The sequence below is a fragment of the Roseicella sp. DB1501 genome (assembly GCF_013112485.1).
In the GTDB taxonomy this organism is placed as follows: domain Bacteria; phylum Pseudomonadota; class Alphaproteobacteria; order Acetobacterales; family Acetobacteraceae; genus Paracraurococcus.
Window position 1 is genome coordinate 1 of record NZ_JABFHG010000011.1, and the last position, 21158, is coordinate 21158.

The 21158-nt window shown below is 71.8% G+C and carries 20 protein-coding genes; 11 read left to right on the plus strand and 9 right to left on the minus strand.

What is annotated here, in order from left to right:
* Positions 1 to 137: 137 nt before the first annotated feature.
* Positions 138 to 1145 (minus strand): IS1595 family transposase, encoded by a 1008-nt coding sequence (locus tag HJG45_RS20045; protein WP_171614349.1) that lies wholly within the window; start codon positions 1143 to 1145, stop codon positions 138 to 140.
* Positions 1146 to 1252: 107 nt separating this feature from the next.
* Between HJG45_RS20045 and HJG45_RS20050 the strand changes: the two genes are divergently transcribed.
* A complete protein-coding gene (locus HJG45_RS20050) occupies positions 1253 to 1477 on the plus strand; it encodes a DUF6471 domain-containing protein (protein WP_171614351.1) in 225 nt (74 codons plus the stop codon).
* Positions 1478 to 1498: 21 nt separating this feature from the next.
* On the opposite strand, the gene HJG45_RS20055 is transcribed toward HJG45_RS20050, so the two are convergent.
* Together HJG45_RS20055 and HJG45_RS20060 are read right to left on the minus strand one after the other, a co-directional pair.
* Positions 1499 to 1849 carry a hypothetical protein gene (locus HJG45_RS20055; RefSeq protein WP_171614353.1) on the minus strand — a complete coding sequence of 117 codons (351 nt, stop codon included), beginning with the start codon at positions 1847 to 1849 and terminating at the stop codon, positions 1499 to 1501.
* A complete protein-coding gene (locus tag HJG45_RS20060) occupies positions 1846 to 2340 on the minus strand; it encodes a hypothetical protein (RefSeq protein WP_171614355.1) in 495 nt (164 codons plus the stop codon). Before HJG45_RS20060 ends, HJG45_RS20055 begins: the two co-directional genes overlap by 4 nt.
* Before the next feature lie 113 nt (positions 2341 to 2453).
* Between HJG45_RS20060 and HJG45_RS20065 the strand changes: the two genes are divergently transcribed.
* From HJG45_RS20065 to HJG45_RS20075, 3 genes are all read left to right on the plus strand, one after another.
* Entirely contained in the window at positions 2454 to 3497 is a 1044-nt protein-coding gene (locus HJG45_RS20065) for a hypothetical protein (RefSeq protein WP_171614357.1), read from the plus strand.
* A 98-nt stretch (positions 3498 to 3595) separates the two neighbouring features.
* The gene (locus HJG45_RS20070) at positions 3596 to 4105 is read left to right on the plus strand and encodes an NAD(P)-dependent oxidoreductase (RefSeq protein WP_171614359.1); all 510 of its coding nucleotides are present in this window, start codon (positions 3596 to 3598) and stop codon (positions 4103 to 4105) included.
* Positions 4102 to 5010, plus strand: coding sequence for a glycosyltransferase (locus HJG45_RS20075; protein WP_171614361.1), 909 nt, complete (start codon positions 4102 to 4104; stop codon positions 5008 to 5010). The genes HJG45_RS20070 and HJG45_RS20075 overlap by 4 nt, the downstream gene beginning before the upstream one ends.
* Positions 5011 to 5262: 252 nt before the next feature.
* On the opposite strand, the gene HJG45_RS20080 is transcribed toward HJG45_RS20075, so the two are convergent.
* Positions 5263 to 6342: an N-acetylmuramoyl-L-alanine amidase gene (locus HJG45_RS20080; RefSeq protein WP_254452675.1), complete on the minus strand. Its 1080-nt coding sequence runs from the start codon at positions 6340 to 6342 to the stop codon at positions 5263 to 5265.
* Positions 6343 to 7323: 981 nt separating this feature from the next.
* On the opposite strand from HJG45_RS20080, the gene HJG45_RS20085 reads away from it, so the two are divergent.
* On the plus strand, positions 7324 to 10470 hold the full coding sequence (locus HJG45_RS20085) for an Rne/Rng family ribonuclease (protein WP_254452676.1): 3147 nt from the start codon (positions 7324 to 7326) through the stop codon (positions 10468 to 10470).
* A gap of 496 nt (positions 10471 to 10966) precedes the next feature.
* On the opposite strand, the gene HJG45_RS20090 is transcribed toward HJG45_RS20085, so the two are convergent.
* The 3 genes from HJG45_RS20090 to HJG45_RS20100 form a co-directional block, all read right to left on the minus strand.
* Positions 10967 to 11302 (minus strand): hypothetical protein, encoded by a 336-nt coding sequence (locus tag HJG45_RS20090; protein ID WP_171614364.1) that lies wholly within the window; start codon positions 11300 to 11302, stop codon positions 10967 to 10969.
* Between the two features lie 39 nt (positions 11303 to 11341).
* Positions 11342 to 11575 carry a hypothetical protein gene (locus HJG45_RS20095; protein ID WP_171614366.1) on the minus strand — a complete coding sequence of 78 codons (234 nt, stop codon included), beginning with the start codon at positions 11573 to 11575 and terminating at the stop codon, positions 11342 to 11344.
* Between the two features lie 144 nt (positions 11576 to 11719).
* Positions 11720 to 12073 carry an antibiotic biosynthesis monooxygenase gene (locus tag HJG45_RS20100; protein ID WP_171614368.1) on the minus strand — a complete coding sequence of 118 codons (354 nt, stop codon included), beginning with the start codon at positions 12071 to 12073 and terminating at the stop codon, positions 11720 to 11722.
* 110 nt (positions 12074 to 12183) lie between these two features.
* Between HJG45_RS20100 and HJG45_RS20105 the strand changes: the two genes are divergently transcribed.
* The gene (locus HJG45_RS20105; protein ID WP_171614370.1) at positions 12184 to 12888 is read left to right on the plus strand and encodes a helix-turn-helix transcriptional regulator; all 705 of its coding nucleotides are present in this window, start codon (positions 12184 to 12186) and stop codon (positions 12886 to 12888) included.
* Positions 12888 to 14135 (plus strand): nitrate/nitrite transporter, encoded by a 1248-nt coding sequence (locus HJG45_RS20110; protein WP_171614372.1) that lies wholly within the window; start codon positions 12888 to 12890, stop codon positions 14133 to 14135. The genes HJG45_RS20105 and HJG45_RS20110 overlap by 1 nt, the downstream gene beginning before the upstream one ends.
* Here HJG45_RS20110 and HJG45_RS20115 read toward each other — a convergent pair.
* Together HJG45_RS20115 and HJG45_RS20120 are read right to left on the minus strand one after the other, a co-directional pair.
* Complete coding sequence (locus tag HJG45_RS20115) at positions 14096 to 15307, minus strand: pyridoxal phosphate-dependent aminotransferase (RefSeq protein WP_171614374.1); 1212 nt, start codon at positions 15305 to 15307, stop codon at positions 14096 to 14098. The two genes, HJG45_RS20110 and HJG45_RS20115, sit on opposite strands and share 40 nt — an antisense overlap.
* 24 nt (positions 15308 to 15331) lie before the next feature.
* Positions 15332 to 16771: a gamma-glutamyltransferase gene (locus HJG45_RS20120; RefSeq protein WP_171614376.1), complete on the minus strand. Its 1440-nt coding sequence runs from the start codon at positions 16769 to 16771 to the stop codon at positions 15332 to 15334.
* Between the two features lie 400 nt (positions 16772 to 17171).
* Between HJG45_RS20120 and HJG45_RS20125 the strand changes: the two genes are divergently transcribed.
* The 4 genes from HJG45_RS20125 (at position 17172) to HJG45_RS20140 (ending at position 21121) form a co-directional block, all read left to right on the plus strand.
* Positions 17172 to 17924, plus strand: coding sequence for a DsbA family protein (locus HJG45_RS20125; protein WP_171614378.1), 753 nt, complete (start codon positions 17172 to 17174; stop codon positions 17922 to 17924).
* A gap of 48 nt (positions 17925 to 17972) precedes the next feature.
* Entirely contained in the window at positions 17973 to 18791 is an 819-nt protein-coding gene (locus HJG45_RS20130; RefSeq protein WP_171614380.1) for an MBL fold metallo-hydrolase, read from the plus strand.
* Positions 18792 to 18929: 138 nt separating this feature from the next.
* Positions 18930 to 20087: an acetylornithine deacetylase gene (gene argE / locus HJG45_RS20135; protein WP_171614382.1), complete on the plus strand. Its 1158-nt coding sequence runs from the start codon at positions 18930 to 18932 to the stop codon at positions 20085 to 20087.
* Entirely contained in the window at positions 20084 to 21121 is a 1038-nt protein-coding gene (locus HJG45_RS20140; RefSeq protein ID WP_171614384.1) for a succinylglutamate desuccinylase/aspartoacylase family protein, read from the plus strand. The genes argE and HJG45_RS20140 overlap by 4 nt, the downstream gene beginning before the upstream one ends.
* Positions 21122 to 21158: the final 37 nt, after the last annotated feature.

Sequence of the window (21158 nt, forward strand, 5' to 3'; positions counted from 1 at the left end):
ATCGTGCCCTTCCGACCGTCATAAGAACCCGCTCCGAGCGGTTCCGCCACGTCAGCTTCGTCCGTCATGCCCGCTATCTCGGCAGGCAAGCCCGGGCATCTCAAGGCCACTGATGGCTGACGCTTACGCCGTGAAGTCTATGTTTGGGGGATCACAGACGGGCCATTGACCATCGCCCTCTGCCAGTATCCACAGAAATCCACGCTCGGCCCCGCCATCATCGCCAGCCCGACCACACGCTTGACCTGCGCCCCGTTCGGATCGCGCCGATGATCCTCGCGCCAGCCGGCTTCCTGGGCGTAGCGCACGAGGTAGGTCCCGGCGATGTGGTGATGGTGGCCGATCTCGCCCCGGCGCATCCGCGAGAAGAAGCTTTCGGCGCCGTTCGTGTGGGTGCCGTCCAAGCTGTAGGCGACCTGATGGTTGATCCGCTTCACCACGTAATGGGCGTGCAGCGCATCCCAGGAGCTGGCTTCGTCGGCGTGGATTTCCGTCTCGGCCGCGACGCGGCTGCGGATGAAGGACAGGGCGGCGGCTTCGGACGGGAAGGCGGTCGGCAGGGTCAGGCTGTCGCGCTGCCGGATCACCACCACGCACTTGCGCTTGCCGGTCTGGTTCACAGCCAAGCGGCGGTCCTTGCGGTCCTCCTTGCGGTTGGCCGGCTTCACGTAGCCGCCGAAGTAGCCGCCGTCGATCTCGACAACCTCGCCCTTGCCGCCGAGCCGGCTCCCCTTCATCTCGGTTGCCATCGCCTCGCGCAGCTTATGCGCCAAGACCCAGCTCGTCTTGTACTGGACGCCGAGGTCGCGGGAGAGGGCCAGGGCGCTCTTGCCCTTCACCTCGTTGCAGAAGATCACGATGGCCGCCAGGTAGGTTTGCAGCGGCATCTTGTGGTGCGCGAACAGCGTGCCCGAGGTCAGGGAGAAGTCCTTGCGGCACGCCTTGCAGCGGTAGCGCAGGGAGCCGTTCGGCCGCCGGGCCTCGTAGCAGGTGGGGCAGCCGCAATGCGGGCAGACGGCCTTGCCGCCCGTGTCGGACCAACGGATGGACGCGAACATCGCCTCGGCATCCCGGTCCGACATGCGCAGGATGGACGCGATGGTCAGCGTCCTTGCGCGTGCGGAGAGGAGGAAATGCTGGGCCAATGTCGCCATATCCGGTGTCGATACATCGAATATGGTGATAATCTGCGTTGTGGTCAAGCCAGAAAACACCGAATATGATGATATCCACCCTGGATTCGGTGAGGCGCATGGATGACACGGACTGGCAGGCGAAAGTGAAGGGCATCCTCCGGGCCGAGCTAAAGCGGCGGAACCTCGGCTACCGGGAACTGGCCGAGCGGCTGGAAGCCCTCGGCGTGCATGAGAATGAGCGGAACATCGCCAATAAGATCAGTCGGGGCGGATTTTCGGCTGTATTCTTCGTCCAATGTTTGGAGGCGATAGGGACAAAGGAAATCAGGTTTGATTATTGATTCCGGATTCCCATGACTTGGTTATGTCCACTCCCATGTGGAGGCCAGCATCAAAGTTGGTTTGAAGTCAGAACTCCAGATCGAGGACTTTTGACGCCAGTAGAAAAAATACGAAGAGCCCGTATTTTCAGAACGCTTTTCACTTCTTTGCCCGTCCTTTGAATAAAGAACTACGTAATCTCCTGCCTTCACAGGAATTGTTTCAAACCAATAGGCGTGATTAACAGGACCACTATATACCTTTCCGTCAGGTGATCTTCTCGTGCATAATAGGATATACTTACCTATGGCAACATCTGCCACAGCCCGCAGAACAACCCGTTCACTCTCAAGATCGCCTGCGGCTTCCACGCCAACAATCTTCAGAGTCATGAGAGTACCTTCGCAAGCACACCGGTGATAACAAGAATTGCGGATAGTACGCAAAATACAACCCCAAGCGACCATGCATTGACTATTGAAAGGTAGCTAGGGGATGCGCCAAGCCCTGCAGAACCCACTGCCAGACAAACATACGACAAAATATCAATCCATTTTGACTTTTTGTTCTGCTCAGATAGTCTTGCAATCTCCACTCTTTGATCGTGGTATAAGGATGCGATTTTCTTTTGCTCAGCATTGTCTTGTTCAAGGCGCTCAATGTCTGCAATCAAAAAACGAGCAACAGCTGGTACTGCCACCTCCTCGTCATTAAGGTCCCTTCGTGCTGACTGCAGAAATCCACGCGCAGGCTCCTTCTTTTCCGTTGCCGCAGCGATGTCTGGAGAAATGGGAGTGCTCCCACTCTCTTCGGTCGCTGAAGTCGTCCGAGGTGCCATGGGAAAGCGATAAATTGCGCAAGGAGGGCGGTCAATCATGCCCACAAAGCCCATTCGCCGTGTTGAGCCCTCCGCGCCGTAGGGCAACGTCATAGGTGACGAGAACGCTGAGGTGCGCCTTGCGGCCACTACTAGCAGCCCTCGCGGCAGGCGCCGGCTTGTTCGCGTACATGGCGGGCAGTCGCTCACATGGGCGCCACCCAACTCAGCCAAGGTATGACACCGATCAGCGCCGCAGTACCGCCACTAACGGCGACCAAGAAAGCCAGCGGGATCAACCAGACTGGGCCAAGGCAGCGGAACGTGAAGCCGAGGACCGAGCCGCCCAACGCAAACGCGACGAAAGCGACGAGCAGGGGCGTCCCGGGCCAAAGCGCGATGGGCGTGAGAGGGAGGATAGCAAAACCGCCGCACAGCAGCCCCAACCCCGTGATGACCGGGTTGAGTCCAGTGACCGAACGGCCCGCGCGCTTGAAGCTATATTCGAGGAGTATAAACGCCAGAGCGCCGAAGAACGCCGACAGCGCCCACAGGAGGATGCGCGCAACGAGAACGTTGCCCGTCTGGCTTTGGCGTCCACGATTGTAGCCGGCGCCGTGCTCGTAACCTCCGTGTGGCAATCGCTCTCGGTCCAAGGACAGCTCAACGCGGCCGTCACCACCAACAGAGCTTGGATTGCCATAGAGCCCAAAATGGAAACGCCTATTGCCTTCAACGCCAAAGGCGGGCAGTTCGAAATCAGCGTAACTTTGAAGAACGTAGGCCACTCGCCCGCCACCGACGTACGCGTTGCGGCCCTCGGCAGCGCGTTGGAATTCGGAGTGCCCCGCTCTGCGGTAACAGAGATAACGCCCGCATGCGAACGAGCGCGCGATGATTTCCTGGCGCCTCTTGCCCTGTTCCCCGACGAAACCCAAACGCGCACATTTGAGGTGCGCATAAGCGAAGGCGTTTTGGAACGCAGTGTAATGCCTGATACCGGCCCACGGGGTGATACGGTGATCCCGCTTCTGTACGTTTGTACGACCTACAGGGACGCGGGCAATGGCGGGGCACAAGCACGAACTGGCCTCGCCTACACCATCGGCCTGAAGGGCGAGCGCATTGGTTCTATCAAGTCGGTTCCCATCGCGCCCACCAACGCGACCGCAAGCGACTTCCTGATTAAGCGAGACTTCTACGGCGCGAGCATTGTTGAATAAGCCGCTCGCCAGCAGGCCAGCCAACAAACTCAACACGCACGAAACATTGCGGGTCTTCGCACGTGGGGCGTGGTGGCAGGTGCTACCTGATACCGGACATGTCCTATGGCTGGGCGAAGCTGACCGCCGAATACCTCGCCCGCCTCGCCCATGCCCGGCACGGGCTGCGCACGGTCTGCTTCCGGCCCTTCTCCGGCTACGGCGAGGACCAGGACGCCGCCTATCCCTTCCCGGCCATCTGCCGCCGCGTGCTGGCGGGGCGCGGCGCGGCGGAGCTCGCCGTCTGGGGCAGCGGCCGGCAGATGCGCGACTTCATCCATGTCGATGACTGCATCCGCGGCGTGCTGACGATGATGGACCGGATCGAGGATGGCAGCGCGGTCAACCTCTCGACCGGCATCCTGACCAGCTTCACCGACCTCGCCGCCATGGCGGCCGAGTTGGCCGGTTGGCGGCCGGCGGTGCGCGGCCTCGCCGGGCAGCCGGAGGGGGTCTTCGCCCGCGGCGGGGATACGCGGTTGCAGGAGTCGCTCGGCTTCCGCGCCGCCATCCCGCTGCCGGAGGGCCTCGCCCGGGCGCTGGCGCATCTCGACCGGGCCGGGCCATGAGCATCCGGCGGGTCGCGGTCTTCCACTGCACCGCGCGGGTCGGCTCGGCCTGGTGCTGCGCCGAGGGGATCTCCCTCACCCTCGCCGCCATGGGCTACCAGGTGATGGATTGCGGCCATCCGGGCGCGGGCGGCCCGCCGGTCGAGGCGCTGCGCGGGGCTGACTTCATCCTCCTCGGCGCCGTCGAATGGTATGGCGAGATGCTGGAGCAGCGCTACGGCGCCGCCTGGGCGGCGCTGCCCATGCCGAAGCTCGCCTGGTACGCGGAATCGGCGCATCGGGACGACCGCGACTTCCCCTTCGGCCGCTACCGGGCCCTGGCCGACCGGCATTATTTCCCGGCGGCGCAGGATGCGATGGAGTTCGGCGGCACCTGGCTGCCCTTCGGCGCCGATCCGGTGCTCTTCGCGCCGCGCCCGGTGCCGAAGCGGCACGACGCCGCCTTCCTCGGCTCGCTCTACCCGAAGCGCGTCGAATACCTGCGGCGCATCGGCCTGCCGCTCGCCCGCATGGCACCGGTGGCCGATCCGGATCCGGTCCGCAGCTTCGCGCGGCTGGCCGAGGCCTATTGCAGCACCCGGATCTTCGTGAACCTGCCGGCCTATTCGCGGCTGCTGGTCACCAAGGTGACCGAGGTGATGGCCTGCGGCACGCTGCTGCTGACGCCGGCCATGGACCATCCCAGCGGCCTTGCGAATATGGCGCAATTCGAGGATCGCCGGCACCTGGTCTACTACCCGCCCGACCGGCCGGAGGTGCTGGAAGGCCTGATCGCCCATTATCTTGCGCGGCCGCAGGAGCGTGAGGCGATCGCCGCGGCCGGCCGCGCCGAAATCCTCCGGGCCCATAGCCTGGAGGCGCGGCTGCGGCGCCTGCTGGCGGATGCCGAGGCCCTACAGGGCTGACCTCCGCCGGGCACGGGCCACGGGGAGAGGCCGGGCCCCTCCCCGCACGCCGTATCAGGTGCCGAGATGCACGCCACCCCTCTGCTCATCGAAGCCCTCGCGCCGGGCTTCATGGTCGACTGCGATGTTCACGCAGACGAGGAGGGCAGTGCTGACGAGGAACGTGACCATGGGTGACAACTCCGCGTTGCCGTTCCTCCCATCGCTCCCCGTCATGTTGCACCGCAGCATGGGGCGCTGCAAGGAAAATCGTCAGAGTTCCGCAAGGGCCGCGTGGCGGGTGCCGAGATAGGCGGTGATCGTCTCGGCCAGCGCCTTGGCGAGCTTCTTGCGGTGGTCCACCCGGTTCAGCGCCGCCTCATCCGCCGGATGCGAGAGGAAGCCCATCTCCACCAGCGCCGAGGGCACGTCCGGCGCCTTCAGCACGACGAAGCCGGCGCGCCGGTGGGTATGGGGCAGCAGCGGCACCTCGCCACCGAGCGCCGCCACCGCGAAGCGCGCCAGCTGCTCCGAGCCGGAGCGCGTCTCCTGCCGCATGAGGCTGAGCAGGATCCGCTGCACCTCCGGCGGCACCGAGGGCAGGCGCAGCCCGCCGCGCTGGTCGGCAGCGTTCTCCCGCCTGGCCAGGGCCGCCGAGAACCGGTCGGTCGCCGTCTCCGACAGGGTGTAGACGCTGGCGCCGCGCGCCCCCGGCGCGGAATCGGCATGCAGCGAGAGGAACAGCGCCGCCTCCCGCTGCCGCGCCAGCTCGATCCGCTGGCCGAGCGGGATGAAGACGTCGCGGGAGCGGGTGAGCAGCACGCGGCATCGCCCCCCCGCCTCGAGCTGCCGCTTCAGCTCGAGCGCCGCCGCCAGGGTGATGCGCTTCTCCTGCGTGCCGCGGACGCCGATCGCGCCGGGATCCTTGCCGCCATGGCCGGGATCGAGCACCACCAGCGGCAGGCTGGTGCGCGGCCGCGCCGCTGCCGCCAGGCTGCGGCCATCGGCGATGCGCGCGAAGCCGGAGGCCGGCCCGGGCGCCAGCTCGATGATCAGGCCATGGCTGGAGACGCGCGTGACCGGCAGGGCGACCGGCCGCGTCAGCAGGATCGCCAGCCGGTGGCCGCTGCCGCGACGGTGCTGCTCCAGCCGCGTCACCAGCCCCTTGCCCGCCTGCCGCGCCGGCCAGCCCTTCGGCGCCTGCGGCATGTCGAGCAGCAGGCGCGGCGGGTCGAGCGCGGCCGAGAGCCGCCATGGCGCGGCATGCGCCAGCGGCAGCGTCAGCCGGGTGCGGCCCCGCGCCACGGTGAGAACCGGCCCGGCCCCCGCCGCCCCCGCGAGGACGGCGGCCATGAGGGTGAGCAGCCCTCGTCGTCCCAGATCGGGCCGCCCCAGATCGGAGGATCCCTCCCCCGCCGTCACGCCGCAGGCTCCCTCCAGCGGCCCGGACCCGTCCCCTGGTCCGGTCGAACTCTGCCCCATCCTTGCATCATCCCCCGAAGATGCAGGGCGTGGTCTACCATTCCGGACCGGGGCGGCGCCATGCCCGTGCCGTTCGGGACCCGTGCCGGCGATCACGGCCTCCAGCCGCGGCAGGACGTGCTTGCCCTGCGCCCCGGCAATGCGGTCGGAGGGTTGCGAGGCGGACAGGCAGGCTATGAAGGCACCGGCATTCGGCCCCGCGGGCAAGGGCTGCGGGACCGCCGTGGCGAATCGGCAACGGGCCTTCAGCCCGCCCCGCCGCCAGCAGCCTTGTGAAACCGGCCCCCCCTCGCCTATTGTGATTCGCCCCGGCGGCGCCCGCTGCCGGCGGAGATCTGGGCGCAGCCGCGCCGGCAGGCGTAACCCCGGCATCCGGGGGGCCGAGGATGCGGCGCGCGGCAATGGCCTGGCTTGGGGTGGCGGTTCACAACCGCGCCCGCGTTTCGCCGGGTTGCCATGTCGGGTCCGCCCCTTCCGGGGCCGTCCGGCTCGCCCTCTCCGCTCCTGCGGGACCTGTCGCGCCATGACCCTCGGCAGTCCCTGGAATACACGGGGCTGCTCCCGGTGCCAGCGTGACCGACGCCGTTTCGCCCGCGCGATTGCGGGCGTCGCGCCTTGCGCGTGGGCACGAACCTGGGGCGTCCCGGGGGACCGCTGCCTGCCGCGATCGGCGTGCCGGTGTCCCGTGGCTGCCCCGCCGAGAGAGGACGGGACGCCGGCGCATGGGAACACCTGCATGACGCAAGTCAGCATGATGGGTGTCGGCGCCGCGCAGTCGTCCTCGATCGGGCCACGCCACCCCGATCCGCCGTGCCGCGCCTCCGCGCCGGCCGGCGCGGAGCCACCGCTTCAATGACCAAGCGCATGCTGATCGACGCATCCCACGCGGAAGAGACCCGCGTGGTGGTGCTGGACGGCAACCGGCTCGAGGAATTCGACCTCGAAGCCGCAACCAAGCGGCCCCTCAAGGGCAACATCTACCTGGCCAAGGTGGTCCGGGTGGAACCCAGCCTGCAGGCCGCCTTCGTCGAGTATGGCGGCAACCGGCACGGCTTCCTCGCCTTCAGCGAGATCCATCCCGATTACTACCAGATCCCTGTCGCCGACCGGCAGCGCCTGCTCGAGATGCAGGCCGCCGAGGCGCGCGAGGAGGAGGAGGACGAGGATACGGCGCCGGAATCGGCCATGGACCGCGCCGAGGGCGGTGCCCGGCACGCACAGGCCGAACCCTCCGAGGCCGAGGCCGCGCCGACCTCGCCCCAGGATGATGACGCCCCAAGGGAGGAGAGCCAGGGGGAGGAGAGCCAGGGGGAGGAGAGCCAGGGGGACGAAGCCCAAGGGGACGTAAGCCAGGCGGACGACGAACACCGGCAGGACGCCGCCGAGGCGCCGATGCCCGCGGCGAGCGACGAGACGCTGGCCAGCACCGAGCTGGCCGCCGTCGGCCCCGACGTCCCGGCCATGGAGAGGCCGGACGAGCCCGCTCCGGAGACCGCCGCCCCCGCCGAGGCCACGGCGCCGGAGGAGGAGCCGGCCGCTGCCGAGGGCGAGTTCCAGCCGCCCGCGACGGAGGCCGCGCCGCTGGCCCGCGGCCTCGGCGAGCAGCCCGAGCTCGGCGCACCGCTGCGCAACGGTCACGATCGCAACGGCCATGACGGCCATGCCGGCCGCCACCACGCCGCCGAGGAGGCGGAGGAGGAGGATGCGCCGCCGCCCGAGACCATCGGCGGCGAGGGCACCGAGGATGTCTCGCGCGAGCGCCGCATCCCGCCCCGCTTCCTCCGCCACTACAAGATCCAGGAGGTGATCCGCCGCCGGCAGATCATGCTGGTGCAGGTGGTCAAGGAGGAGCGCGGCACCAAGGGCGCGGCGCTCACCACCTACATCTCGCTCGCCGGCCGCTTCTCCGTGCTGATGCCGAACAGCCCGCGCGGCGGCGGCGTCTCCCGCAAGATCACCTCGGCCACCGACCGCAAGCGCCTGCGGGAGGTGATCGACGAGCTCGGCCTGCCGCAGGGGATGAGCCTGATCGTGCGCACCGCCGGGGCGCAGCGGCCGAAGCCCGAGATCCGGCGCGACTGCGAGTACCTGCTCCGCCTCTGGGACAGCATCCGCGAGCGCACGCTGGAATCCACCGCGCCGGCGCTGATCTACGAGGAGGCGGACCTCATCAAGCGCAGCATCCGCGACGTCTTCTCGCGCGACGTCGAGGAGGTGCTGGTGGATGGCGAGGACGCCTTCCGCGAGGCGCGCGAGTTCATGCGCATGCTGATGCCGCAGCAGACGCGCAAGATCCAGCTCTTCCGCGACGGCGGCCTCTTCGCGCGGCACCAGGTCGAGCAGCAGCTCGACGCCATGCATTCGCCGACCGTGCAGCTCCGCTCCGGCGGCTACGTCGTCATCAACCAGACCGAGGCGCTGGTCGCCATCGACGTGAACTCCGGCCGCTCGACGCGCGAGCGGCATATCGAGGACACGGCGCTGCGCACCAACCTGGAGGCGGCGGACGAGATCGCCCGCCAGCTCCGCCTGCGCGACCTCGCCGGCCTCATCGTCATCGACTTCATCGACATGGAGTCGAGCAAGCATGACGGCATGGTGGAGCGCCGGCTGAAGGAGGCGCTGCGCCACGACCGCGCCCGCATCCAGGTCGGCCGCATCAGCCATTTCGGCCTGCTCGAGATGTCGCGCCAGCGGCTGCGGCCGAGCCTGACCGAGACCACCTTCGTCATCTGCCCGCATTGCCAGGGCCGCGGCCAGGTGCGCTCGGTCGAGAGCAGCGCCCTGCAGGTGCTGCGCGCCATCGAGGAGGAGGGCGCCAGGCGCCGCGCCTCGGAGATCGCGGTGCATGTGCACAGCAGCTGCGCGCTCTACCTGCTGAACCGCAAGCGCGACAAGCTGGCGCAGATCGAGGCGCGCTTCGGCATGTCCGTGGTTTTCGAGCCGGACGACACGCTGCTGCCGCCGGGCCTGCGCATCGAGCGGCTGCGCGCCGCCGATCCGGGCCGCCAGATCGAGGCGCCGCCGGCGGCGCTGCGCATGGACTACGCGCCGGAGCCCGAGCCGGAGGAGGCCGAGGAGGTCGAGGCGGAGGAGACGGAGGCCGAGGCCGCGGCGGAGGGCGAGGGCGAGAGCGAGGGCGACCGGGACAACCGCCGCCGCCGCCGCCGTCGCCGCCGCCGCACCAACGGGACCCGGTCCGACGAGGGCACGCAGGAGGCCGCCGGCGAGACGGAGGGCGATGAGGCCGAGGGTGAGGACGGCGAGGCGGAAGCCGCGACCGGCGCCGAGCCCTCCGCCCCCGCCGAGGCGCCGGCCGCGGGCGAGATGTCGGCGGATGCCGTCGAGGCGGGGACCGAGCCCGGTGGCGAGGCCGAGGGCGAGCAGGGCCAGCGCCGCCGCCGCCGCGGGCGCCGCGGGCGCAGCGCGCCGGAGGGCCGCGCGGAAGGCGAGGCACCGGCCCGGCCGGCGCAGCCCGTGGCCGCGCGCTATTCCGGCCCGACCCCGGCCGACCCCTTCGCCGGGCATGTCGATGACATCCTCGCCGCGATGGAAGCCGCGGAGGCCGCGGCCGAGGCGGCCGCCGCCGCCAGCCGCCGGGCCCGCGCCACCGCCGCGGCGGCGCCGGTCGTGGAGCAGGAGACGGCGGCTCCCGCCGAGGCGCCGCCCGAGGTCGAGGCCATCACCACCGCGCCGGAAGCCGGCCTGACCGAAGCGGCGATGCTGCCGCCGGCCGAGGCGGATGCCAAACCGGCGGATGTTCAGGCCGAGGATGGTGCGCCGACGCCCGAGGCCGAGGCTCCGGCCGCCGCCGTGGCGGCGGATGCGCCGGAACCGCAGGCCACCGCGCCGATCGAGCCGCCGGCCGCATCGGAGCCGGTATCGGCGCCGGAGGCACAGCCGGAGCCGGAGGTCGTCCAGGGCCAGATCATCCAGCCGGTCAGCATCGACGCGCTCGACGACGCCGCGCCGCGCCGTCGCGGCTGGTGGAAACGGTAAGGGGAGCCGCCAGGCTCCCCGCCAGGCGCGGTCCAGGACTGGCCTGGAGCGTGATCGCTTGGGGTGGAAACACCGAAAAGCGCGACTCACGCGATCAAACAACGGCCTGGACCATGATCCGTGACCCCGTGTGGGCGGATCATGGTCCAGAGCGTGGGAGGCCATGCCGCGCGAACGGCCCCATGCTCCGGCGTCCAGCCTGCAATCGGCGGATGGGGTTGTGGTGTCGGCCGGTCAGGCGCGCGATGCGGCGCCCTGGTCATGTCCCGAAGGTGCCATTACGGCGACGGTCCGCATGACGGTGGGATGGACGGCCGCCGCATCCACGGCGCTTGCGCGGCAGGGCAGGCACAGGCCGGCCTCATACCAACGGCCGTTGATGTCGGCACATCAACGGCCGCCATCGCTATCCCCGGGGCACCGGGCGGTTTGCCCGGTGAATTCTGGCTATGCCGATCGGGCGCTCGGCATGAATGGCCCATTCATGCCGCTGGCCTCACGCCCGCACGGCGACTGGCACGGCCTCGGTCATCTGCTGCAGGTCGCGCAGCGTGGAGCGCAGCAGCTCCACCTCCTCCTCCGAGAGCGGGCCGTCGCGCTCGTCGCCGGCTCGGCGCACCACCGTCGCCAGCTTCAGCACCGCCTCGGCCATGGTGGCGGCACGGGCATCGGCCAGCGCCGCGAGGGTGCGCGTCTCGGCCTCCAGCAGCAGGTCCAACAGGTCCTCATCCTCGGTCTCAGCCGATTCGACCTGGATCAACCGGGCGGACAGGGCCGGGATGTCGGCGGCGGGCGGAATCGGGAGCGGGCGGAGGGGAATGACCTGGGACATGAATGAAGCTCCGGCATGAAAGGGGAATGAGCGGGAAAATCAAGGGTTCTTCAGCCCGGCGCCGTTCTGCACCGGCAGGACGCAGACGGGCGGGCACTGCGTCACTTGGCCGCCGCGGGCCTGGAAGGCGGCGACAAGGGCCGCGACCTCGGCCTCGCCTGGTTTCGGCAAATCCTGGCACCGCGCCTTATGGGCGAGGATCGTGGCAAGGGTGGTTCGGCGAGCCTGCGCGGCGGAGGCAGCGGGGGACAGCGGGCGATGGGCGGCGCTCATCTTCAGTCCTCACAAATGCGCGATCCGCATATTGCATACGAAAATGTGAGGAACCCGACAAGCGTTATTCTCGAGATTTCGCGATCATTCGCCAGTCAAACTTGCATCGGTGGCGACAATTCCTGGCGGCGGTCGTTCGGACGCTCAGCCGCCGCCATGGACGGCCCGCGAATCCGCCGGCGCCTGCTCCCGCCGTTCCGTCATGCCGTAATCCCGCAGCACCGCCGCCACCCGGAGCCGATAGCCGGCGAAGATCCCGTCCCGTCCCGCCGCCTGCGCGCCGCGATGCGCGGCCTGGGCCCGCCAGCGGGCGACCGCGGCCTCATCCTCCCAGAAGGAGAGGCTCAGCAGCTTCCGCGGGTCGCTGAGGCTGCGGAAGCGCTCGACGGAGATGAAGCCAGGCATCGCCTCCAGCACCGGACGCAGCCGCGCCGCATGGTCGAGATAGGCCTCCATCCGGCCCTCGGCCGGCTCCACCTCGAAGATCACCGCGATCATGGCCCTTGGCTCCCGTCCCTCGACGCGCCAGCCTGCCACGGCATGGCACTGCCCGTCCTTCGCCCGGCCCCGAAGCGCCGCGGCCAGGACCGGGCTAGGCTGCCGCCATCATGACCAGCCCCGCCGCCTTCGCCGCCACCGCCGCCCTGCTCGCTGAGCCGCCGCGCGCCGCCATGCTGCAGGCCCTGCTCTCGGGCGAAGCCCTGACGGCGGGCGAGCTCGCCCGGGTGGCCGGCATCGGCGCGCCGGCGGCGAGCGCGCATCTGGCGCGACTCGTCGAGGGCGGGCTGGTCGCGGTGCATCCGCAGGGCCGCCATCGCTACCACCGCCTCGCCTCGGAAGAGGTAGCGGCGGCGATCGAGACGCTGGGCGGCCTCGCCGCCGCGGTCGCGCCGCCGCCCCGCCGCTGGCCGCATGGCGAGGAATTCCGCGCCGCCCGGCTCTGCTACGACCATATGGCGGGGCGACTCGGTGTCGCGCTGCATGCCGGGCTGACGGGGCGCGGCTGGATCGCCCCCTCCCCCGGCGGCTGGGCCGCCACCGCGGCCGGCGAGGCGGGGCTGGCCGCGCTCGGCATCGACCTGCCGGCGGCCCGCAGCGCCCGCCGCTTCGCCTGCGACTGCATGGACTGGTCGGAGCGCCGGCCGCATCTCGCCGGCGGACTGGGGCGGGAGCTCGCCGCCTGCTGCCTGCGCCGGCACTGGGTGGCCCGCCTGCCCGGCATGCGGGAGGGCGACCCGCTGGCCCGCCGCCGCCTGCGCCTCACCCCGGAAGGGGCGCGACGGCTGCACGAGGCGCTCGGGGTGGCGGCCTGATGCCGGGCGAGACCAGCCTGGCGCGGCCCCTGACCGGCCTCGCCCCCGCCGCGAAGCTGCTGGTCGCCCTGGCGCTGATGACCGGCGCGAGCCAGTTCCACCGCGCCGCGCTCGGCGTGGTCGGGCCGGAGCTCACCGCCACGCTGCAGGCCGGGCCGGGGCTGCTTGGGGCGGCGAACGGCGCCTTCTTCCTCGCCCTGCTGCTGCTGCAGGTGCCGGTCGGGCTGGCGCTCGACCGCATCGGGCCGCGCCGCACCGTCGCCTGGCTGGCGGCGCCGGCGGCGCTCGGGGCGCTCGGCCAGGCGCTGGCGCCGGAGGCCGGCTGGTTCCTCGCCGCCCGCTTCCTGCTCGGCCTCGGCTGCGCCGCCTCCTTCATGGCCTCGGTCGTGCTCTGCGCCCGCTGGCATGCCGGGGCGGGGCTGACCACCGCCCTGGCCCGGGTCTTCGCCCTCAGCCAGGGCGGCGTGCTGCTCGCCGGCGCGCCCTTCGCGGCGCTGGCGGGGGCGATCGGCTGGCGCGGCGCCTATGCGCTCTCGGGCCTCGTCACCCTCGGCCTCGCCCTGCTCTGGTGGGGCTGGGTGCGGGACGACCCGCCGGACCGCCCGGCGCCGCACCGCCCGGCCGAGACGCTGCTCCAGGCGCTGCGCGGCCAGCTCACCGTCTGGCGCACGCCCGGGCTGCTGCCGGTGCTGGCGATGCATTCCGTCGGCTATGCCGCCATGGCGACGGTGCTGGCCGTCTGGGCCGGCCCCTGGCTGGCCGAGGCCTATGGCTTGGCGCCGGGGCCGCGCGGCATGGTGCTGCTCGGCATGGGGCTGGCGATGGTCGCCGGGCTGCTCGGCATCGGGCCGCTGGAGCGGCGGCTGAACACGCGGAAATGGCTGGTCGCCGGCATGGCCGGCGGGGCGGTGCTGGTGCTGCTGGCCCTCGCCACCTGGCCGCACCCGCCCCTGCCGGCGGCCATCGTCCTGCTGGTCGGGCTCTGCCTCCTCTCCTGCTATCCGGTGGTGGTGGTGGCGCATGGCCGCTCGCTCTTTCCCGACCATCTGGTCGGGCGCGGCGCCACGACGGTGAACCTGGCGCAGACGCTCGGCTCGGCGGCGCTGCCGGCGCTGACGGGCTGGGCGGTCGCCTTCGCGCCGGCGGGACAGGCCTGGCCGATCGCCTTCGGGGTGCTGGCGGCCGCCCTCGCCCTCGGCCTCGCCGGCTATCTCACCGGCCGGGATGCGCCGCCGCGGCCGGGCTGAGCCTGCCGTCCCAGCCAAGCCGCCAGCCGGCGCGGCGCCTCGGCCATGTCGGCCTCCGGCCCGCAATAGCTGAAGCGCAGGAAGCGGCTGCCGCGGTCGCGGTCGAAATCGACGCCGGGCGTGGCGGCGATGCCGGCCTCGGCCAGCATGCGCTGGCAGAAGGCGACCGAGTCGTTGGTCAGGTGCCCGACATCGGCCCAGAGATAGAAGGCGCCATCGGCGGGCGAGAGCCGGTCGAAGCCCGCCCGCGGCAGCGCCGCGAGCAGCCCGGCGCGGGCGCGGCGGTAGCGCGCGACATTGGCCTCCAGCTCCTCGCGGCAGTCGAAGGCCGCCTCGGCCGCCACCTGCGCCACATGCGGCGCCGAGATGACCATGTTCTGCGCCAGGCACTCGACCGGCCGGACCAGGTCCTCCGGCAGCACCAGCCAGCCGATGCGCCAGCCGGTCATGGAGAAGTATTTCGAGAAGCTGTTGACCACGATGGCGCTGCCCGAGACCGCGGCGGCGGTCGTCTCGGGCACCTCGCCATAGGTGAGGCCGTGGTAGATTTCGTCCGAGATGAGCCGCACACTGCGCCGCTCGCACCAGGCGGCGATGGCGGCGAACTCCGCCGGTGGCAGCATGGTGCCGGCCGGGTTGCAGGGGCTGGCGAGGATCAGCCCGGCCGGCGCCGGGTCCAGCGCCTCGAGCATGGCAACGGTCGGCTGCCAGCGCGTCTCCGGCCCGCAAGGCAAGAGCTGCGGCCGCATGCCAAGGGCGGTCAGGATATTCGCGTAAGGCGGGTAGAAGGGCGCGGCCATCGCCACCGCATCGCCCGGGTCGAAGGCGGCGAGGAAGGCGAGCGGGAAGGCGCCCGAGGCGCCGACGGTCACCGCCACCCGCGCCTCCGGCACCGCGGCGCCGTAGCGCTCGGCATAGTGGCGGGCGATGCGGGCGCGCAGGCTGCGCAGCCCGAAGGCCTCGGTATAGCCCATGGGCTGCCCGGCCGAGAGGGCGCGGATCGCCGCCTCGGCGGCGCCGCGCGGCGCGCCGGTGCCGGGCTGGCCGACCTCCATGCGCAGGATGCCCGGCGCGCCGGGCGGCAGCGCCGCGGCGCGCTGGTTGGCGGCGCTGATCACGTCCATCACCAGGAAGGGCGGCGCTTCCGCCCCCCGGCCCACCTTGAGCGGCATGGCGTCCTTTCTACTCGTCCCCCTCTACTCGTCCACTGCGCCGAGCGCGACGCCGTAGCCGCGCGGATCGCTGGCGATGAGGCAGCGGTCCGGCCGCCCGGGCAGGTAGTTCTGGCAGGCGGCGAGCTGGGTGCGGGCGGTGCCGGGCGCGCCGGACTCGATCGCCACTTCGGGTGCCAGGCCCCGGAAGAGCTGCAGCGCCGCCGGCCCGGCCACGCCGATCGCCGCCGCCTCCTGGCCCGAGGCCGCGGCAGCGAGGCGGAAGGCCTTGAAATTCGGGTTGTAGGCGATGGCCGCCGAGAGCAGCGGCGGCTGCACCGCGCCGAGGCCGGGGGCGGCAGCGAGCAGGAAGCCCATCCCCGGCGCCATCCGGCCGGTGCCGAAGAGGTTGTTCATGGTGAAGGCGCAGGAGACCGCATTGCCCCGCCGGTCGAAGGCGACGAGCCCGGTCGAGGCCGGCAGCGTCCCGAGCCGGGCGGGCGGCAGGTTCGTCGCGGTGACGACGCTGCGCGGATCGCCGCCCTGGCTGCGGAAGGCCGCGACCGCCGCCAGGCCGCGCTCGGCGCCCGCGCCGATATCGGCGCCGCCGCGCAGCGCCTCGAAGGCCGCCGCCGCCGCCACGCCACCATCGGCCGGCGGCGGCAGGAAGGCGATGCGGTCGCCGCCGCGGCTGGCGAGGTCGATGGGCTTCTCGAGCCCCGGCAGCGCCGCCCGCAGCTCGTCGAAGGTGAGGCTGCCGCCGGCTTGGGGCGAGACCTCCGCCAGCCGCCGCGCCAGCATGCCCTGATGCAGGTCGCCGACGCCGGCGAGGCGAAGCTGGCCGAGGGTGCCGGCGAGCTCCGGCTGCAGCATGGTCTCGCCCGCCTGCTTCGGGCCACCACCCGGGCGGCCGAAGACTGCCGCGGCGCCGGGATCGGCGAGCAGCGGGCCGGCGACCGCGGCGAGATCGGCGGCGAGGCCGCGGCTCACCTCCGTGCCGAAGCGGGCGCGCTGCTCGGCCGGCGCCATCAGCTCCTCGAAGGGCCGGCCGGGCTTGCGGGTGTGCAGGGCGAAGAGGCCGCGGGCGAGCAGCGGCACCGCCGCCGGGCGGTCGGCGCCGGCCGGCACGCCCTGGCGCGGGCCAGGCAGGAAGACCACGGCCTCGGGCGCGCCCTTGTCGGGGTCGAAGACCAGGCAGGCGCCGCCGCCGCCGATCCCGACGCGCGAGGGCAGGGTCACGCTCATCACGAAGCCGGCGGCGACCGCCGCATCCACCGCCGTGCCGCCGGCCGAGAGCACCTGCCGCCCCGCCAGGGCGGCCGCCGGGTCCTCGGCCGCGATGCCGCCGAGGAAGCCGCGGACGAAGCCGGGCTGGCCCTCGGGCGGCCCGCCCGGGCCGAAGGGATTCAGCCCCGACAGGGTCTCGCAGCCCGGCAGGGCCAGGGCGCAGAGACCGAGGGCCGCGGCGCGCAGGCGATGCGTCATCCCGCGCGCGGGGGACCCGATGCCCGGCTGTTGGGTGGCCTGGGCCCTCATCTCGGCGCTGCTCGTCATGCTGGCGTCCCTGGTCCCCATCTCACGCGCCGGCGCGGCGTCTCCCGCTGCGCGCGCCTCACCTCGCGCGCCCCATCTCGCACAGGTGGCCGGCGCACACCCCTGGCGGTCGCCGCCCGACCGCGGCGCGGCGCACGCAGGTGCAGGCGCGGCCCATAAACGCCTTCGCCACCACCGGCAACCGCGGGATCGCGCGGAAACGCGCCCGGCCGTGTGGCGGCCAGGATCGGCACATAGGATCGGCGAACAGGATTTGCCTCGCCGGCCGAAGCGCGACACCCTAAGCCGGGCGCAGGGCGGCCGCAGCCGCCATGGTCCGGAGACGAGCACGATGATGCGCCTATCCCGGCTGGTTCTGCTGGCCGGCCTCGCCTTTGCCTCGCCCGCGCTTGCCCAGACGGCGGGGCCTGGCCTCACGCCCGCGCAGCGCCAGGAAGTCATCGCCGTGCTGCGCGATGCGCTGAAGCAGGATCCGAGCATCCTGCGCGATGCGCTGGTGGCGCTGGAGCAGGCGGAGAACCAGGAGCGCCTGGGCGCCCAGCGCGCCGCCATCACCGAGCATGCGGCGGCGCTGTTCCGCGATGCCGAGGATCCGGTGAAGGGCAACCCCCAGGGCAAGGTGACGCTGGTCGAGTTCTTCGACGCCCGCTGCGGCTATTGCAAGCAGATGCAACCGGCGATGGACGCGCTGCTGCAGCGCCAGAAGGATGTGCGGCTGGTGCTGAAGGACCTGCCGATCCTCGGCCCGAACAGCTTGCTGGCGAGCCGCGCCCTGCTCGCGGCGCAGCGCCAGGGCCGCTATGCCGAGCTGCACGAGGCGCTGATGCGGCTGCGCGAGGACCCGACCGAGCCGGTGCTGAAGCGCGAGGCGGAGAAGGTCGGGCTCGACTGGGCGCGGCTGCGCCGCGACATGGACGATCCGGCGATCGCCCGCCGGATCGAGGCGAATACGCGCCTTGCCGGCGCGCTGAAGATCCAGGGCACGCCGGCGCTGGTGATCGGCGACAGCCTGGTCCCGGGCGCCGTCGACCTGGCGACGCTCGAGAGGCTGGTCGGCGAGGCGCGCAACCGCCAGGGCGGCTGACGGGCGACTGACAGCCGGGCAAAGACCCCCATCCGGCGGAGGCGCCGCATGCCGCATTTCCTCTGCGCCACCTGCAGCACCCAATTCGCGGCGAGCGAGACGCCGCCGCCGCGCTGCCCGATCTGCGAGGACGAACGGCAATACGTGCCGGCCTCTGGCCAGCGCTGGACCACGCTCGAGGCGCTGCGCGCGGGCCATGCCAACACCTGGCGCGAGCTGGAACCGGGGCTGCTCGCCCTGCGCAGCGTCCCGGCCTTCGGCATCGACCAGCGGGCGCTGCTGGTGCGCACGCCCGCGGGCAACCTGCTCTGGGACTGCATCGCGCTGCTGGACGCGGCGACGGCCGGCCTCATCGGCGCGCTCGGCGGCCTCGCCGGCATCGCCATCAGCCATCCGCACTATTATTCGACCATGGTCGAATGGGGCCACGCCTTCGGCGTGCCGGTCTGGCTGCATGCGGCCGACCGCGCGCATGTGGCGCGGCCCGATCCCTGCCTGCGCTTCTGGGAGGGCGAGTCGGCGGCCGTGCTGCCGGAGATCACGCTGCACCGGCTCGGCGGGCATTTCGCCGGCGGGACCGTGGCGCATTGGCGGGGCGGCGCCGACGGCAAGGGGGCGCTGCTCTCGGGCGACATCCTGCAGGTGCTGCCCGATCGCCGCTTCATCGGCTTCATGCGCAGCTACCCCTGCCTGATCCCGCTGCCACCGGCGGAGATACGACGCATGACCGCGCAATGCCTCGCCCTGGACTGGGAGGCGATCTACGGCGCCTTCCACGAGCGGGAGATCGTGGCAGGCGGCAAACCCGCCCTCGCGCGCAGCGCTGGGCGCTACTGCGCCTGGGTGGAGCGGATGGTCGAACCCTGACCGCCCGGCCGCGCCGCGCCCGCACCCGCCCTGGGCGGCTTCACCGCCGCGGCATCGGGCGGTTTCGCGGCGCATCCGGCGGTGTCGCCGGATTGCCGGGGCCCGCGCCGCGTATAGACTGCCCATGGGAGACAAGGGATGCATGAAGAGGCAGTCACGCTGCTGCAGCGGCTCGTGTCCTTCGACACGACGAGCCGCAACAGCAATCTGCCCCTCATCCGATGGGTGGAAGCCTGGCTCGCGGCGCAAGGCGTCGAGAGCCGCGTGATGCTCGACGGCACGGGGGAGAAGGCGAATCTCCACGCGGTGGTCGGGCCGCATGTGCCGGGCGGCATCGCCCTGTCGGCGCATGTCGACTGCGTGCCGGTGGACGGCCAGGACTGGCGCGCCGACCCTTTCCAGCTACGGCGCGAGGGCGGCCGGCTGATCGGCCGCGGCACCGCCGACATGAAGGGCTTCGCCGCCTGCGCGCTGGCCATGCTGCCGCGCTTCGCCGCCATGGATCTCCGGCGCCCGGTGCATCTCTGCCTGACGCATGACGAGGAAACGACCGGCGCCGGCGCGCGGGCGCTGGTGCCGCGCCTCGGCGAGGATCTGCCGCCGCCCGCCGCCTGCATCGTCGGCGAGCCGACCGGCATGGCGCCGGTCATCGCGCAGAAGGGCTATGCGAGTTGGGACGTCACGGTCACCGGCCTGTCCGGGCATTCCTCCCGCACCACCGAGACGGCGAATGCGCTGCAGGCGGCGGCGGAGGGCGTTGCCTGGCTCAGCGCCCGCGCCCGCGACTTCGCCGCGACCGGCCGCCGCGCCGAGGGCTTCGTGCCGCCCTGGACGACGGTGCATGTCGGCACCTTCCAGGCCGGCACCGGCCTCAACATGGTGCCCGACCATGCCAGCTTCGCCTTCGAGGTCCGCAGCGTGCCGGGCGACGACCCCGAGGCGGTGGTCGCCGGGCTGCGCCGCTTCCTCGAGGAGACGGTGCTGCCGCCGCTGCGCGCCGTGGCGCCGGGCGTCGGCGCCACCATCACGCCGCGCTCGCTGCTGCCCGCCTTCGACCTGCCGGAGGATGCGACGCTCGCCCTCGAGGTGCAGCGGCTGACCGGCCGCAACAGCGTCGCGCGCGTCAGCTACGGCACCGAGGCGGGCTTCTTCGAAGCGGCCGGCATCGCCACCATCGTCTGCGGCCCGGGGCACATCGCCCAGGCGCACCAGCCGGAGGAATGGGTGGCGGAGGAGCAGATCGCCGCCTGCCTCGATGTGCTCGACCGCCTCGGCGGCACGCTGGCGGCCGGATGAGCGAGGAGCGGGACCAGCTCACCCCCGCCCTGGCGGCGCTGCTGCAAAGCGGCCCGCTGCCCCTCCGGCCGCGGCTCGATGTTCGGATCGCGCCGCCCGACCTGCAGCCCTGGCGCGGCGGCAACGCCATGCCCGGCGTCTGGAGCTTCACCGCCGCCGCGCCGGGCCCGCATGTCGCGGTGATGGCGGCGACGCATGGCAACGAGATCGGCGGCGCGGTGATGCTCGACCGTTGGCTGCGCGGCGGGCTGCGGCCCCGGCGCGGCCGGCTCTCGCTCATCCTCGGCAACCTCGATGCGCTCGCCCGCTTCGATGCCGAGGACCCGACGGCGAGCCGCTTCATCGACGAGGACCTGAACCGGCTCTGGGACGAGGAGACCCTCGCCGGCGGCCGCCGCTCGAACGAGTTGCGGCGCGCCCGGGCGCTGCGGCCGCTGCTCGATACGGTCGACCTGCTGCTCGACCTGCATTCCATGCTCTGGCCGTCCGAGCCGCTCTTCCTGACCGGCACGTCGCCGCGCGCGGCGCAGCTGGCGCACAGCCTCGGCCTGCCGGCGCTTGTGGTGGCCGATGAGGGTCATCATGCCGGGCCGCGCATCATCGACTATGCGCGCTTCTCCGACCCGGCGGGGCGCTGCACCGCGATGCTGCTGGAAGCCGGCTCGCACTGGGAGGCGGAGACGGTCGCGATGATGGAGGCCGTCGCGGCGCAGCTGCTGCGGCGGACCGGCCTCGCCGCCGCCGGGGAGCCGCTCCTCTCGCCGCCGTCCGCCGGGCCTACGCCGCGCATCGCCCGGGTCACGCGCACGGTGACGGTGCGGAGCCCCGGCTTCGCCTTCCTGCGGCCCTATCGTGGCGGCCATGTCGTCGCGGAGCGGAACACCCTCATCGCCCTCGACGGCGAGGAGGAGATCCGCACGCCGCACGACGATTGCCTCCTGGTGATGCCGAGCCTGCGGGTCATGCCGGGCCAGACCGCAGTGCGGCTGGCACGGTTCCTCGGCATTCCGAACGGCGAGCCGGCGCCGATCTGAGATCGGCGGCCAGGCTGCGCCGGTTCATTCGCTGTCC

Coding starts and splice junctions, on each gene's coding strand:
- HJG45_RS20050 (WP_171614351.1), top strand. CDS start 1,253: ATGGATGACACGGACTGGCAGGCGAAAGTGAAGGGCATCCTCCGGGCC.
- HJG45_RS20055 (WP_171614353.1), bottom strand. CDS start 1,849: ATGACTCTGAAGATTGTTGGCGTGGAAGCCGCAGGCGATCTTGAGAGT.
- HJG45_RS20070 (WP_171614359.1), top strand. CDS start 3,596: ATGTCCTATGGCTGGGCGAAGCTGACCGCCGAATACCTCGCCCGCCTC.
- HJG45_RS20075 (WP_171614361.1), top strand. CDS start 4,102: ATGAGCATCCGGCGGGTCGCGGTCTTCCACTGCACCGCGCGGGTCGGC.
- HJG45_RS20080 (WP_254452675.1), bottom strand. CDS start 6,342: ATGGCCGCCGTCCTCGCGGGGGCGGCGGGGGCCGGGCCGGTTCTCACC.
- HJG45_RS20085 (WP_254452676.1), top strand. CDS start 7,324: ATGACCAAGCGCATGCTGATCGACGCATCCCACGCGGAAGAGACCCGC.
- HJG45_RS20090 (WP_171614364.1), bottom strand. CDS start 11,302: ATGTCCCAGGTCATTCCCCTCCGCCCGCTCCCGATTCCGCCCGCCGCC.
- HJG45_RS20095 (WP_171614366.1), bottom strand. CDS start 11,575: ATGAGCGCCGCCCATCGCCCGCTGTCCCCCGCTGCCTCCGCCGCGCAG.
- HJG45_RS20100 (WP_171614368.1), bottom strand. CDS start 12,073: ATGATCGCGGTGATCTTCGAGGTGGAGCCGGCCGAGGGCCGGATGGAG.
- HJG45_RS20105 (WP_171614370.1), top strand. CDS start 12,184: ATGACCAGCCCCGCCGCCTTCGCCGCCACCGCCGCCCTGCTCGCTGAG.
- HJG45_RS20110 (WP_171614372.1), top strand. CDS start 12,888: ATGCCGGGCGAGACCAGCCTGGCGCGGCCCCTGACCGGCCTCGCCCCC.
- HJG45_RS20115 (WP_171614374.1), bottom strand. CDS start 15,307: ATGCCGCTCAAGGTGGGCCGGGGGGCGGAAGCGCCGCCCTTCCTGGTG.
- HJG45_RS20120 (WP_171614376.1), bottom strand. CDS start 16,771: ATGACGCATCGCCTGCGCGCCGCGGCCCTCGGTCTCTGCGCCCTGGCC.
- HJG45_RS20125 (WP_171614378.1), top strand. CDS start 17,172: ATGATGCGCCTATCCCGGCTGGTTCTGCTGGCCGGCCTCGCCTTTGCC.
- HJG45_RS20130 (WP_171614380.1), top strand. CDS start 17,973: ATGCCGCATTTCCTCTGCGCCACCTGCAGCACCCAATTCGCGGCGAGC.
- argE (WP_171614382.1), top strand. CDS start 18,930: ATGCATGAAGAGGCAGTCACGCTGCTGCAGCGGCTCGTGTCCTTCGAC.
- HJG45_RS20140 (WP_171614384.1), top strand. CDS start 20,084: ATGAGCGAGGAGCGGGACCAGCTCACCCCCGCCCTGGCGGCGCTGCTG.